Below are 13,374 nucleotides of genomic sequence, written 5' to 3'. Positions count from 1 at the left end.
AAAAGTACATCACAATAAATTATTAATACTTAATTAAATTAAGTTATAACAACTAGAAATCATGAAAACAGATTCAGAAATTAAAAGTGATATATTAGAAGAATTAGCATGGCAACCTAATATAGATGAAACCGAAATTGGAGTGGTAGTAGAGGATGGCACTGTAATGCTTACAGGTGTTCTAGATGATTATCGCAAAAAAGTAGCAGCAGAAGACGCTGTAAAAAACGTAAGAGGAGTAAAAGCCTTAGTGGGAGATATTCAGGTTAAATATGGTGCAAATTACCAAAAGACCGATTTAGAGATTAGTAAAGCCATCATAAAAGCATTTGAGTGGAATACAGCTGTACCAGAAGATGAAATTTCGGTTGAAGTCCGTGATGGTTGGGTTAATTTGTCTGGTGAGGTAGATTGGGCCTACCAAAAAGATGCTGCTAAACGTGTGGCTGAAAATATAATTGGTGTAAAATGGATAAACAATACCATTACAATTAAACAAACCATACAACCAGCAGATGTTAAAGAACAAATAAACAGAGCTTTTATGCGCTCAGCACATATTGAAGCCAATGCAATAACGGTAGAGGCAACAGAAGGTTTGGTAAAATTATATGGCACAGTACACTCTATTGCTGAAAAGAAAGCAGCTGAAGATGCAGCTTATTTATCTCCTGGTGTTCATATTGTGATAAATGAATTAGAAGTTATAGATTAGTGTATTATTAAATTGAAACAACATATATAATGAAAATAGTCTCTTGGAATGTTAATGGCATAAGGGCCATTGTAAAAAAAGATTTTTTTGAAACTATTAAAGAATTGAATGCCGATATTTTGTGTTTTCAAGAAACAAAGGCGCAAGATAATGAGGTAGAAAAAGCCTTGTCTCAATTAAAAGGTTATAACCATTATTATAATTCAGCAGAAAAAAAAGGGTATTCAGGTACTGTTATTTTAAGTAAAATACAACCAGTGTCATTTGCAAATGATATGGCCATTACTAAACACGATGCTGAAGGACGTTTACAATGCGCGGAATATGAGAGTTTCTATTTGGTAAACGTCTATGTGCCCAACTCTGGACAGCATTTAGATAGGCTTGATTATCGTAAACAATGGGATTTAGATTTTTTAGAATATGTAAAACAGCTAGAAAGTACTAAACCGGTAATTATTTGTGGTGATTTTAATGTGGCTCATAATGCCATTGACTTAAAAAACGATAAATCAAACTATAATAAAACAGCAGGATATACTCAGGTTGAAATTGACGGTATGGATAATTTTCTAAATGCCGGATTTTTAGATGCCTTCCGCTATTTTTATCCAAAAGAGATTGCCTATACCTTTTGGAGTTATCGTTTTAACTCTAGGGCAAAAAACGCAGGTTGGAGAATAGACTATTTTATAGTTAGTAATTCTTTAATTACAAAAATAAAATCAGTGGACATAAATTCCCAATACTTTGGGTCAGATCATTGTCCGATAAGTTTGGAGATTAATTTGTAATTAAATGTAATGAATAGATATTTAAAAGGCATCGAGATACCCTTTTAAAACATCAATTTGAAACTCACTTACAACAGGCAAGCTTGTATCTGCATTCATCAATACTAATCCGTAGCCTAAATGAGAAAGTTTGCAATCTTCAATAATTCCCTGACCTATTCCACTAAATACAGGCATAAAATGTTTGTTGGTATCAATACCCGAAGATTTAGCCACTTTAATGGCTTCTAAAACGGCATCATTAATTTGATTAGCTGATAATCCTTTTTCTAAAAGATCGCTTGCCAAATGGTTTAAATTAATAGCGTTATAAAAATTCATAAAAGTCTGAATGCTATCTTCCATATCATACGTACTGCTGTATATTGCTAATTCCATAATCGTACTCTTTTTAATTAATATTTTTTTTAACTCATTACTGTGGTATACTGTTTAATCACACTTAGAAGTTGAGATTTACTTTGTACACCAGATTGTCTCCAAACAATTTGTCCTTCATTGAATAAAACCAATGTTGGTACGCCTCTTACATTATAGCGTTGCGCAATAGCCTGATTTTTATCAATATCTATTTTAATAACACGGACTTTTTCACCTACTGCTTCTGCCACTTCTTTAATTATAGGTGATTGTGCTTTGCATGGTCCACACCATTCTGCATGAAAATCAACCAAAACAGGTATATTTCCATTTACTATTTTATTAAAATCCCCTTTCATGAGTTTATTTTTTAATTTGTAACTATTAATTCGTGTTTTGATATTCACGAATTAATAGTATTTTTTTACAACTTTAAACCTTTAGAATAATCAAAAACGATTTTTTTAAACGTTTTAAAATCATTAGAAAAAGTGTTCATTTTGTTATGTAAGTGCTGATGTTTTTCTCTGTAATCATTATCAGATAATCCTTTTTCTGAAAGTTCTATTCTAGATAATAATTGCTCGTGTTTCATGATGCTTTCTTCTAAATCATCAAATAAATCTTTATGAATTTTATCTAAATTTTTTAGCATTTTTTCATAATCTGCATTGTTGTTTTTTGAATTTTCTTTTTTATTTAGTAAATCTTCAAAAAATCTAACTTCATCTTTGTAGAAGTCAATAGTATCTAACCATTCTCTACTTTCAAAGTGTAATACATCTAGTCCTGCACCTAATAAATATTGTGCTTTTGGGTTTGCAATTAAAGTATTCATAATTCTATTTTTTTTAGTTTGTATTTGCAGTTTGTGGTTCTCTTAAGCCTTGTAATGTTTTAAATAAATTTTGTTCTTCAGCAGTCAAGTCTTTAGGAATATTCACATTTAATTTTACTAATAAATCTCCATGATTTGAAGGTTTACCGTATTTTGGCATGCCTTTGCCTTTAAGTCTGAGGGTTTTTCCTGTTTCGCTACCTTTTGGTATGGTTACCATTACACTTCCATTAAGGGTTGGAACTTTTATTTTTCCACCTAATATGGCTGTATATAAATCTACAGAAGCATTGTATATTAAATTGTCCCCTTTTCTTTCAAACTGAGCATCTTGTTGTACTCTTAATATAATGTACAAATCTCCTCTCTGACCTCCTTGAACTCCTTGTTGACCTTTGCCTTTTATTTTTAGTTGTAAACCATCATAAGCGCCAGGTTTAATATTAATTCGTAATTTTTCGTTATGTATCTCAAAAGTACGTTTGCTACCCTTGTAAGCTTCTAAAAGTGTAATGGGCATTTCAGCTTGAGTATCACCGCCCGAACGTGTTGGACGCTGACCTCTAGCGCCTTGTCCGCCTGCGCCAAAGAATGTTTCAAAAAAGCTTGAAAAATCATCACCTCCTTGACCGCCTTGACCAAAAATATCTGAAGGATCGCCTTGATAAGAATAAGAATTTCTTGGACGTTGACCTTGCTTAGCACGATTAGCGTAATCTCGCCAATCATCTCCTGTGTTTTGGTAAGCATCCCAATTAGAGCCTAACGTGTCGTATTTTTCTCGTTTTTCTTTATCGCTTAATACTTCATTAGCCTCATTGATTTCTTTAAATTTTTCTTCAGAAGTTTTATCATCTGGATTTTTATCTGGATGATGTTTAGCTGCTAATTTGCGATATGCTTTTTTGATGTCCTTTGCAGAAGCATCCTTACTTACACCTAATATTTTATAATAATCTTTGTAATTCATTTTACAATGATATTTTGTTAATTAACTGAATATCTATTGAATAAACTTACTTGTAATGCTTTTTTTGCATCATTTAAAAGTTGTTTAACTTCCTCAAGCGTTTGATGTCTTATTTGTGCAATTTCTTCGAGTTCTAAATGCTGAATATTAGCTAACTCAAAAACTTTACGCATGTTTACAGGTAAATTATGTAATACCAATTCTATGTGATGTTTTACATCTTCATCACTTAAGTCTTTGTCTATTTTTTTTATTAAATCTTTTTCATCATTTTCTATAAATACATGATTTAAAGTATAATCATTGTGGTTATAAGATCTGTCTTCAAATTCTTCAATCATTAATAAATGCCCATCTCCATCTGCATCCGAACTATATTTCTCTTGCATGGCATCCCATTCTGGTCTGGTATAATCATCGATGTTTTTAAAGAAAAATTCATCAAATTCTTCCTCAACGGTAATGTCTTCTAATAAATCATTTGTTTTTTTAAATAGCCATACATAAAAATCGTCTGCTTGTTTAACGTCTTCTATATGGTCATAGATTTCAATAAAAAGCTGATCTATAATATCATCTGCCTTAAACTTGTTTTTAGAGAAGTGCCCTTTTCTTATTGCTATGTTTAATTGGGTATTAATATACTGTCTAATTTGAGGCATTATTTTAAGCACTAAGTCATTAAAAGAAGCTTGATTTCCTTCTTTTTTTAGTTGTATTAATTGAGAATAGGATTGTGTTACGAATAATCGGAACTCCTTTATATTTTGATAATAAGAAACATTGGTTTTCATAAGTCGGATAATTGATAATTATAATATAAAGGTCTAAAATTCATTATTTTGATAAAATGACTTGGGTCAGTCTGTAAAAGAACCTTGTGCTGACCTCAATCATTTGAAAGGCTGTATTGGCTCATTAATTTTGAAAAGAAATACGATGTAAATAAAATTCAGATTATTATGAGATCAGATTTAAGTATTAAAGAAGACGTGCTTGCAGAATTAGATTGGCAACCTAATATAGACGAAACCCAAATAGCTGTAACTGTAAAGAATGGCGTGGTAACTCTAAGTGGCATTGTAGATAATTATACTAAGAAACGAGTTGCTGAAAATGCAGTGAAAAGCGTTACAGGAGTAAAAGCCGTAGCAGAAGAAATAGAGGTGAAGTATGTAGATAATAATAAAAGAACGGATGCGGAAATTGCTAAAGCAGCAGTAGATGCATTAATGTGGCATTCTTCTATTCCAGAAGACGTTGTTGATGTTAAGGTTGAAAATGGCTGGGTTTATTTGTCTGGTGAAGTGGAGTGGGATTATCAAAAAGATTCTGCTAAAAATGCCGTTGAGAATTTAAAAGGAGTGCTTGGTGTAACAGATGACATCATTTTAAAACGAGTAATTAAGCCTATTGAACTTAAAGAAAAAATCAGAAGAGCTTTTGAACGGATGGCAGATATGGAGTCTAATAATATTACTGTAGAGGTTGAAGGGCATACAGTAAGATTAAGCGGAAAAGTGCATTCTATTTTAGAAAAGGATGAAGCCAGAAAAATGGTTTTTAATGCTCCTGGTGTGTATGAGGTTAAGAACGAAATAGAGGTATGTAGCTAAAGCATAAAAAAGTATTAAAAATTGTAGAGATTGACCTAAGTCATTCTGCTATTTTATAGTCAGCTTTAGATTTGTAGTATAAATTATCACAATAGTAATATCAGTAAAATTTTAAATAATAAAAAAATGAAAAAAATAATTTTAGGCCTATTTTTAATAGGAATAGCAATGCATTCCTATGGTCAAGACGTGGTTTTTAAAGCAAAAATCAAAAGAGAAATCGTTCCAGTATCAATTATTGAAGCCATAGATTTAGATTTTAGGGGCTTTGAGGTGATTGAATTTTACGGAGTACCTGTAGAATTTATAGAAGAAGATGTATATATAAATGATGATGTTGCAACCGATGAAGATTATGAAACTTTTCAAGTTTCTTTAAAAAGTGAAAACGGTAAATTGATGGTTACTTATAATAAAGAAGGTGAACTATTAAGTTCTGTAGAGCATTTTAAAAACATTGCTCCTAATATAGATGTTAGAGAAGCTATTGTTAAAGCTTTTCCTGGTTGGACACTTACAAAGGATTATTATAAAATGACTCATTTTGCCCAAGAAGCCACTAAAGAACGTTACAAACTTATTCTTAAAAAAGGTGATGAAGAAAAAGTGGTTTATATGGATGGTAAAGGAGAGATTTTAAAAGTTCATAAAAAAATAAATTTAAACCTCAAATAACACTTATATCAGTTTATACTTAAAAGTAAATTTTGTGGTATAATTGATAACCGAACTTATTAAATTAAGTTCAATTAAAAGGAAGTCTTGGTTGGTTGGCTTCCTTTTTTTTAGTTTAAACCATGTGTTTTATTCACTTTAAAATAATAATACGATGTCTTATAATTTTTATTCAAAAATGTTTAGAACTTTAATACTCATTTTTCTGTTAATGTGTTTAAGTTGTTCGGGTCAATATCACTATGATGCTAATGGTAAAACTATAGAATTAAGCGAAGATGATCCGTTTCAAATTGTATTAGAAGGTAATTCTGGCCCTGATTTTTATTGGGAAATTATTTCTAAAAATACCTATGTTAAATTACAAAACCCAGTATCAATAGCCACAGATGCAGATAAAAGAGTTTACACATTTGATTTTAAAACCGTTTCTGATGGAGAAGAACATATAGAAATGATATACACTGATGGTAATACTATTGAAAATACCTTTCGATTAAATGTTATTGTTGGAACCATAGGACTTATCACTTCAGATTTAATACAATAATACTTAGGTGTTACAATGGAAAAGCGAATTTTATGTTACACTGATTTTTCTGAAAATGCCCAAAATGCTATTGATTATGCTATACAGCTATACGATAAGCAGACTTGCACATTTTATTTTTTAAATGCCTTTCAGGCAGATGCAGATGCGTCAGATATTGAAGCGCTCATTCCTGATCTAGAAAATGATATTTATATATCAGAAAAGAAGACATCAGAAGCAGGATTAAATAAAATAATACAAACCATAGCATCTAATTCTAAAAATAACAAGCATAGCTATAAAATGATATCAAGCTATAACGCTTTGCTTTTTGCTTTGAAGGAGGCTATAAAAACGAATGCTATAGATTTACTAGTCATTGGTGCTAAAAATGCATTAGATGATCAGGAAAATAAGAATATACCAACCTTAGATATTATGGAATATATTACAGAATGTTCCATTTTAGCTGTGCCTAGAGACTTTAAATTTTGTAGTCTTAAAGAAATTGTACTTCCAGTTAATTATGAAGAAGTATTGCATGAAACTAGTTTTTTAGAATTGCTTAATCTTGCCAATTTATACAACACAGAGGTGCAAATTCTACACATTAAAAAAGAACATAATTTAGATGATAATCAATTAGAAAATAAAACCAAGTTAGAGCACATTTTTAAAGGTCTAACCTGTAATTTTCATAGTCTTGAGCGCATGAATGTGAATAAAGGTATTATCAGCTTTGTTGAAAATGAACGTTGTAATCTCATCGCTTTTATAGGAGAACAATCCAATTATATTGGCAATGATCTTCCAAAACCTTTATTAAAAGAATTGGATACGCATTTGTCTTTGCCTGTATGGTTAATTAATACTATTGGATTAAAGTAAAATCTATACCATAAACGGTTTTAGTTTAATTGCTACAAATTATTAAGTGTTATTCACACTGTATTGAATCCGTTTTGTTCTTCAGTAGTACTTTTATCAAGTCTTACATTTGATAATCCAATTAAACCTCTTAATAAACCATGAACAAAAGCTATTGGCATTAATAAGATGCCCATAATTAATACACCTAGTTCAAAAAACAATGAACTATCTTTATAAGGTTTTCCTTTAAGTCGAGATTGAAATGCACTAAACGGAATACCAAGCATATTACCAACAGTTATCAACTGGATTGCAGAAAGTATAATACGTGCCTTTTTTTTGCCATAGTTTTGTATAATAACATCGTAAGCATATTTTTTAGGATGACCTCTTGAGTCTGCATAATGTTGCGCAAACATAATGGCTTTAGCTTCTTCTGGCTTTATTAAATGATTCTCTCCGCTTAAAATACTAATTATTTCTTGTCCACTTAAGCCTTGCCGTAAAGCCATTTTAGCATGTCCATACGAGCAAATAGAACACCCATTTACTTCGGTTACGGCCAATTGTAAACGTTTCACAAAATCATTATTAACATATTGCTTTTTGCTATTTGCTATCATTTTTAGCAATGCTCTCGGTAGATAAACAAAAGCACTATACATTTCCCCTAAACTGAATTTTTTTTTAAATTCAGTTTGTGAGCTTATGGTTTCGGGTATATGAAGGTCTGTTTTCATATTATGAGTTAACTGTGTTTTTGACCAACTATTTTTATGCTCAATTCAAAATATATATCGCATAGATAATAGGATGAAAATATATAAATCAACTAGGCTTTTCAGTACTAATTGTTCTCCTTTATTAACTATGCTAATTCCTGTAGATTAACTTTTAGTTTAATTATGTCACTTTTATTACCTCTAATTATAAGTATCAGACCTCCTTTATTTAATGCTTTTGAGTAACCCGAAACATTTTCTTGATCTATACCTAAACCTCTTAAAATTCCATAAAAACCAGTAGACATAGCACCTATTGTTTTACCATTAATTTCTTGCAAAAACATAGGAGCCAAAAATCCGGCTATAAAATACGTGCCAATCTCAGAGTTAGAAACCATACCAAAATTTGAAGCAAGTTGTAATTTATTTGAACAATATGATTTTAGTTCTTTCCATGAGTCTGCAAAATTTGTATCAAAATTAACGTCTTCAACTTTTCCTAATACCGAAATCTGAATGTCATTAATGTCTGAGCTACAAATTTGTTTTATTATATTTTCAATTTGTCTAATGGATTTAAATGACTTTAATAAAACATGTTTATCTTTTATATCCTCGTCTCTATTCTTCATCTGTATTTTACTACTAGAACTATTCTTCCTGATTGTATAGCTAAGTTAATGGGATAATTAAATCTGTAAAATGACTTATATCAATCTTGGCGCCTTTTTATTTTATATATTTTTTGATAGAATGATGTGGGTCATTCTAATTAATGGGTATTTGATCTAATTTTGATGTATAGAAAATTATTTATTAATCATACCTAATGAGAGTTTGTTAGGTTAAAAAAATAGAATCATGACAAATAATAGCGAAAACACACTATTGGCTTTATTAACAGGAGCAGCAATAGGTGCCGGAATTGGAATTTTGTATGCACCAGATAAGGGGACAAAAACCAGAAGAAAAATTAAACAAAAAACAGAAGAAACCAAACACGAAATCTCAGAACGTATTTCTCATGCTAAAGCTGACCTTACAAAAACTGTGAACGATAAAAAGGAAGAGTTTGAGCAAAAATTAGATGACACAATTTCTAATATGAGTGGTAAAGCAGAGGATATAATTTCTAGTTTAGAACACAAATTAGAAGAACTTAAATATAAAAATACGCACGCTCAAAAAAACTAATTATGGCTTTTGAGACCTTAAAAGAAAACGTGTTAGACACTGATGCTAATATTCACAGATATTTAAAAACTAGTGAAGATTACATTAAGCTACAAAGTTTTAAAGCACTTATGATTGGCATAACTTATATGGCTAAAACAATAATTATAGGTGCTTTAGCTTGCGTTGCTTTGTTAATAGTATCTTTTGCTATAGCTTTTAAATTAGCTCAGGTTTTACAGAATACATTTTATGGCTTCTTAATTGTAGGCTTGTTTTATGTTTTGGTTGTAGTGCTTCTGTATTTGTTTAGAGCCAAGCTAAATGCTCCTATAATAAGAAAGTTTTCTAACTATTATTTTACAAGAGATGATACCAAAACGTTATAATTCGTTTGATGAAATAGATAATGACTTGCAGATTTTAAGTTTGCAAAAACAGATCTATAAAGAGCGTATAAAGTTGAGTGTGAGAAACTCAAAAAACAGCTTAAAATCTGTAAATATTAAGAATGAGTTGAAAGGTTTACTTCAAAACCAATTACTTACGTTTGTAAGTGATAAAATTTTAAATCAGCTTAAAAAATAGCAAATCATTTTGCTATAGATTTTTCATTTAATAAAGTCTGCTTTATCCAAATTCTGCAATATCTCTCAAACTTTCTTTATCTAATAATATGAGTTTTCTGTTGGTTTCAATACTAATTAAGTCTTCATTTTTAAACTCAGTTAACATTCTTATAGCGGTTTCTGTTGCCGTACCAATTAAGCCAGCAAAATCTTCTCTTGGTATACTAATGCCTTTGTGCGTGTCATCTTTAATCATGCCTTTTGCATCCAATTCTAATAACGCTTTAGCTGTTTTTTGTCTTACTGTAGCAAAGGCCATATCTACTAAATGTTCTTGTAAATCAATTAGATTATGAGATATGATTTCAATAAATTTATTGGAAACCTCTTTGTTGCTATATAATAGTTTTGTGAAATCGGCCTTAGGGATACCACAAACTTCCGCGTGCTCTAACACACTTGCGGTTTCTAGGTAAATACCAGAATCGTCAAGAAGCGATAATTGTCCAATAAAATCGCCAGCGCCAAAAAAGCCGGTTACAAATTCTTTACCAGATTCTGTTGTGCGGTATGTTTTTACAGTACCACTTTTTATATAAAACAGTTGATGTGCAGCATTACCTTCATTAAAAATATGCTCTTTGTTTTCATAACGCTCAATATCTCTATTTTCTATTAAGGCTTCTAAATTAAGATATTCAGAAGCTTCATTCAGAAATTGGTTGATACCATTTGTGTTTTTTGAGAATTCTTTTTTTAGAAAATCATTTTTTTTGATTCTACACTCAATAGCTTCTAGTAATTCATTTTCCTCAAAAGGTTTGGTTAGATAATCATCTGCACCTAGATTCATACCTTTTCTTAAATCTTCTTTTTCGGATTTTGCAGTTAAAAAAATGAAAGGAATACTTGCTGTTTTAGACATGCTTTTTAGACTCTCAAAAACACCATAACCATCTAATTCTGGCATCATAATGTCGCAAATAATTAAGTCAGGAATAATTTTTAGTGCTTTTTCAACTCCTATTTTTCCATTTTCGGCAGTGCTAACATAGTAATTTTCTATTTCAAGAATTTCTGCTGTATTTTCCCGAACATCTTGGTTATCTTCTATTAATAAAATTTTTTTCATAATTTTTCAATGTTTAAAGGGAACTCAATGAAAAAAGTAGAGCCTACATTTAATTCACTTTTAAATGTAATACTTCCTCCCATCAGTTCGGTATATTGTTTTACTATATTTAAGCCTAAGCCAGTACCTTGGATATTAGTGGTGTTATTTGCGCGATAAAATCGTTGAAACATACTATCTAAATCTTCTTTAGGTATGCCAATACCTTGGTCTATTATTTCAATTAGTACATTGTTGTTTGTTGTTTGTATTTTCAAAGTAATGGATTTATTTTCTTCAGAATACTTAATGGCATTAGATAATAGATTAAAGAGAATATGTTTTAATAGTTTGGAATCTAGGTGTATATCAATTTTTGGTTGTTGATGTTTTAGTGTAATTATTTGACCATTTTTTTTAATGCCTTCAATTTCTTCAATCACAGATTTTGAAAAATCAATAAGATCAAAAGACGAAGGTTGCACTAAAACTTTACCTTCTTGTAATTTACTTAAAGATAAAAAGTCATTAAGAATTAGGACTAAGTCTTTGACGTTAGATCTAATTTTTGACACATGATTTAATCTTTTTTCTTCATTTCCTGGCTTGTTTAGTTTTTCTATTAAAATAGCTGAAGATAATATAGCACTCAGCGGAGTTCTAAACTCATGCGAAGCCATAGAGATGAAACGAGATTTTAATTCGCTTAATTCTTGTTCTTTTTTTAGTGTATTTAAAATTTCAAATTCGGCCTTTTTTTGTAATGTAATATTGTTATGTACCAGCAAAACTTGCTCTATTTTGTTTTCTGAATTGTACAAGGGAGTTGTGTTTACTAAAAAAGTTCTGTTTTGATATGCTATTTCAAAAGAACAATGTTCGCCTTTAAAGGTTTTTAATATATTGTATCTAACTTTTTGCTTAACATCAGCAGGTACACCTATAACATGGTCTAATAATGTGTTTGAATCCGCTAATCCTTTAAATCCTAGGTCTTCAACTTCTTCTCCTTCAACTAAAAGTATATTGAAATCAACATCAAAAACAGCAACAAACCCTTTAGGAAAGTTTTTAGAAATATTTTCAAGTAAATATCTATTCTGTTTAACTTCATTTTCTGCCGACTTCGTTATTTGTATTTGATCCTCGAGACTTAAATTAGATTCTACAAGTTTTTGAACTGTTGTGGTCAATTCCTTAGTTCGCTCTTTTACTTTGTTTTCTAATTTTTCTGTATAATCACGTAAGGCTACGTCATCATCTTTTAATTTTTGTTCTGCTATTTTCTGCGTCGTAATATCATGTGTAACTCCTATGACTCTTATGGATTGGCCTTTTGTGTTTTTAAAAATTTTTCCTTTTTCGTGAAGCCAGTGAATAGAATTGTCAGGATGTATTATTCTATAATCTAAGACATAACTACTTGCGTTTTTTACAGCATTTGAGATCTCCGTTTTTATATATTCTCTGTCGTCAGGATGGACATTTTCTAAAAAAGATTGATATGTAATACTTTGTTCTTTTCCTTCTGTATTAGTTGTTTTTATACCGAATAAATGGTTTTGGTAGTCGTCTCTTATTATTTTATTGCTTACTAAATTCCATTCCCAAGAGCCGAGTTCTCCGACTTCTAAACTAAGTCTAAGTCTTTCTTCATTTTCTTTAATTATTTTATCTGTTTGCTTACTTTCAGTAACGTCTCTAATAACTGTTAAATAATGACCATTGTCTGTTGGTACTATACGAGATTCAAGATGTCTTAAACGATCTTTTACAACAAGTGCATATTCCAAAATTTGAATTTCTTTTGTTTGGTTGCAATCAATAAAAGCCTGCCTAATCATTTCACACACTTTTTTAGGTAGAATAGCATCTATATTTTTACCAATATGATCATTATAAGATGCTATTAGCTCAAGATTATTAGGGGCATGAACTTCTAAATGATTTCCATCCTTATCATATAAAATTACAATATCTGGCAAAGTCCCTAAAATGGCTTTTTTTTGTGCTTGCTTAATGGATAGTTTTTGTTCAATTTCTTTATGTCTTGTGACGTCTTGCACAAAACCTTCTAAAGCAATTGGTTGGTCATTATCATCATAAATGGCTTGTCCTTGTTCCCATAAATACTTGATGTTGCCATTTTTATGCTTAATACGATATTCTAAATTATAAGATGTTTTATTTACTATAGCTTTTTGAGTTTTCTGCCACACCATTTCGAAATCTTCTGCAAGAATTATTTCAGCTAAATGAATACGACTATTAATAAAATCTTTATTATGATATCCTGTTAATTCAAAACAGCCTTCACTAATAAATTCTGCCGTCCAGTTTTTATCATTCTTTGTGCGATATACAATACCTGGCAAATTTTTGATTAAAGCATCTAATTTCATATGGTTAGTTTTTCGAACATTTTA

At 30.3% G+C, this 13,374-nt stretch carries 18 protein-coding genes; 9 read left to right on the top strand and 9 right to left on the bottom strand.

Going from position 1 to position 13,374, the window contains the following annotated elements:
• The first annotated feature begins 61 nt into the window (after nt 1-61).
• Nucleotides 62-715 carry a BON domain-containing protein gene (locus ACJJVO_RS08025; protein WP_405572617.1) on the top strand — a complete coding sequence of 218 codons (654 nt, stop codon included), beginning with the start codon at nt 62-64 and terminating at the stop codon, nt 713-715.
• A 29-nt stretch (nt 716-744) separates the two neighbouring features.
• Nucleotides 745-1,509: an exodeoxyribonuclease III gene (locus tag ACJJVO_RS08020; protein WP_405572615.1), complete on the top strand. Its 765-nt coding sequence runs from the start codon at nt 745-747 to the stop codon at nt 1,507-1,509.
• A gap of 21 nt (nt 1,510-1,530) precedes the next feature.
• Here the strand turns inward: ACJJVO_RS08020 and ACJJVO_RS08015 are convergent, their stop codons facing one another.
• Genes ACJJVO_RS08015 through ACJJVO_RS07995 form a run of 5 tightly spaced genes read right to left on the bottom strand, consistent with a single transcriptional unit; the run spans nt 1,531 to nt 4,471 of the window.
• Nucleotides 1,531-1,887, bottom strand: coding sequence for a hypothetical protein (locus ACJJVO_RS08015; RefSeq protein WP_405572612.1), 357 nt, complete (start codon nt 1,885-1,887; stop codon nt 1,531-1,533).
• Between the two features lie 29 nt (nt 1,888-1,916).
• Complete coding sequence (trxA, locus tag ACJJVO_RS08010; protein WP_405572610.1) at nt 1,917-2,276, bottom strand: thioredoxin; 360 nt, start codon at nt 2,274-2,276, stop codon at nt 1,917-1,919.
• Nucleotides 2,277-2,293: 17 nt separating this feature from the next.
• Nucleotides 2,294-2,707, bottom strand: a complete 414-nt coding sequence (locus tag ACJJVO_RS08005; protein ID WP_405572608.1) for a hypothetical protein — start codon at nt 2,705-2,707, stop codon at nt 2,294-2,296.
• Nucleotides 2,708-2,720: 13 nt separating this feature from the next.
• Nucleotides 2,721-3,677: a DnaJ C-terminal domain-containing protein gene (locus ACJJVO_RS08000; RefSeq protein ID WP_405572606.1), complete on the bottom strand. Its 957-nt coding sequence runs from the start codon at nt 3,675-3,677 to the stop codon at nt 2,721-2,723.
• 17 nt (nt 3,678-3,694) lie between these two features.
• Entirely contained in the window at nt 3,695-4,471 is a 777-nt protein-coding gene (locus tag ACJJVO_RS07995; protein ID WP_405572603.1) for an RNA polymerase sigma factor, read from the bottom strand.
• A gap of 168 nt (nt 4,472-4,639) precedes the next feature.
• Here ACJJVO_RS07995 and ACJJVO_RS07990 point away from each other — a divergent pair, with 168 nt between their 5' ends.
• The 4 genes from ACJJVO_RS07990 (at nt 4,640) to ACJJVO_RS07975 (ending at nt 7,388) form a co-directional block, all read left to right on the top strand.
• Nucleotides 4,640-5,293, top strand: a complete 654-nt coding sequence (locus ACJJVO_RS07990) for a BON domain-containing protein (protein WP_405572602.1) — start codon at nt 4,640-4,642, stop codon at nt 5,291-5,293.
• A gap of 126 nt (nt 5,294-5,419) precedes the next feature.
• Nucleotides 5,420-5,968 (top strand): hypothetical protein, encoded by a 549-nt coding sequence (locus ACJJVO_RS07985; RefSeq protein WP_405572600.1) that lies wholly within the window; start codon nt 5,420-5,422, stop codon nt 5,966-5,968.
• Between the two features lie 154 nt (nt 5,969-6,122).
• Nucleotides 6,123-6,518: a hypothetical protein gene (locus tag ACJJVO_RS07980; RefSeq protein WP_405572598.1), complete on the top strand. Its 396-nt coding sequence runs from the start codon at nt 6,123-6,125 to the stop codon at nt 6,516-6,518.
• Between the two features lie 15 nt (nt 6,519-6,533).
• Nucleotides 6,534-7,388 (top strand): universal stress protein, encoded by an 855-nt coding sequence (locus tag ACJJVO_RS07975; RefSeq protein WP_405572596.1) that lies wholly within the window; start codon nt 6,534-6,536, stop codon nt 7,386-7,388.
• Nucleotides 7,389-7,441: 53 nt separating this feature from the next.
• On the opposite strand, the gene ACJJVO_RS07970 is transcribed toward ACJJVO_RS07975, so the two are convergent.
• Both ACJJVO_RS07970 and ACJJVO_RS07965 read right to left on the bottom strand, forming a co-directional pair.
• Nucleotides 7,442-8,110: a carboxymuconolactone decarboxylase family protein gene (locus ACJJVO_RS07970; RefSeq protein ID WP_405572594.1), complete on the bottom strand. Its 669-nt coding sequence runs from the start codon at nt 8,108-8,110 to the stop codon at nt 7,442-7,444.
• A gap of 128 nt (nt 8,111-8,238) precedes the next feature.
• On the bottom strand, nt 8,239-8,727 hold the full coding sequence (locus ACJJVO_RS07965) for a hypothetical protein (protein ID WP_405572592.1): 489 nt from the start codon (nt 8,725-8,727) through the stop codon (nt 8,239-8,241).
• 229 nt (nt 8,728-8,956) lie between these two features.
• Here ACJJVO_RS07965 and ACJJVO_RS07960 point away from each other — a divergent pair, with 229 nt between their 5' ends.
• The 3 genes from ACJJVO_RS07960 to ACJJVO_RS07950 are packed head-to-tail and all read left to right on the top strand — an operon-like array spanning nt 8,957 to nt 9,856.
• A complete protein-coding gene (locus ACJJVO_RS07960; protein ID WP_405572591.1) occupies nt 8,957-9,289 on the top strand; it encodes a YtxH domain-containing protein in 333 nt (110 codons plus the stop codon).
• Between the two features lie 2 nt (nt 9,290-9,291).
• The gene (locus ACJJVO_RS07955) at nt 9,292-9,657 is read left to right on the top strand and encodes a hypothetical protein (RefSeq protein WP_405572589.1); all 366 of its coding nucleotides are present in this window, start codon (nt 9,292-9,294) and stop codon (nt 9,655-9,657) included.
• Nucleotides 9,638-9,856: a DUF6327 family protein gene (locus ACJJVO_RS07950; RefSeq protein ID WP_405572587.1), complete on the top strand. Its 219-nt coding sequence runs from the start codon at nt 9,638-9,640 to the stop codon at nt 9,854-9,856. Before ACJJVO_RS07955 ends, ACJJVO_RS07950 begins: the two co-directional genes overlap by 20 nt.
• Nucleotides 9,857-9,898: 42 nt before the next feature.
• On the opposite strand, the gene ACJJVO_RS07945 is transcribed toward ACJJVO_RS07950, so the two are convergent.
• Together ACJJVO_RS07945 and ACJJVO_RS07940 are read right to left on the bottom strand one after the other, a co-directional pair.
• Nucleotides 9,899-10,969, bottom strand: coding sequence for a response regulator (locus tag ACJJVO_RS07945; RefSeq protein ID WP_405572585.1), 1,071 nt, complete (start codon nt 10,967-10,969; stop codon nt 9,899-9,901).
• Nucleotides 10,966-13,350, bottom strand: a complete 2,385-nt coding sequence (locus ACJJVO_RS07940) for a PAS domain-containing protein (RefSeq protein WP_405572582.1) — start codon at nt 13,348-13,350, stop codon at nt 10,966-10,968. Before ACJJVO_RS07940 ends, ACJJVO_RS07945 begins: the two co-directional genes overlap by 4 nt.
• Nucleotides 13,351-13,374: the final 24 nt, after the last annotated feature.

The organism is Winogradskyella sp. Asnod2-B02-A (genome assembly GCF_045063645.1).
In the GTDB taxonomy this organism is placed as follows: Bacteria; Bacteroidota; Bacteroidia; order Flavobacteriales; family Flavobacteriaceae; genus Winogradskyella.
Note: the sequence above shows the minus strand (reverse complement) of the source record. Positions and strands in the feature narration are given on the sequence as shown.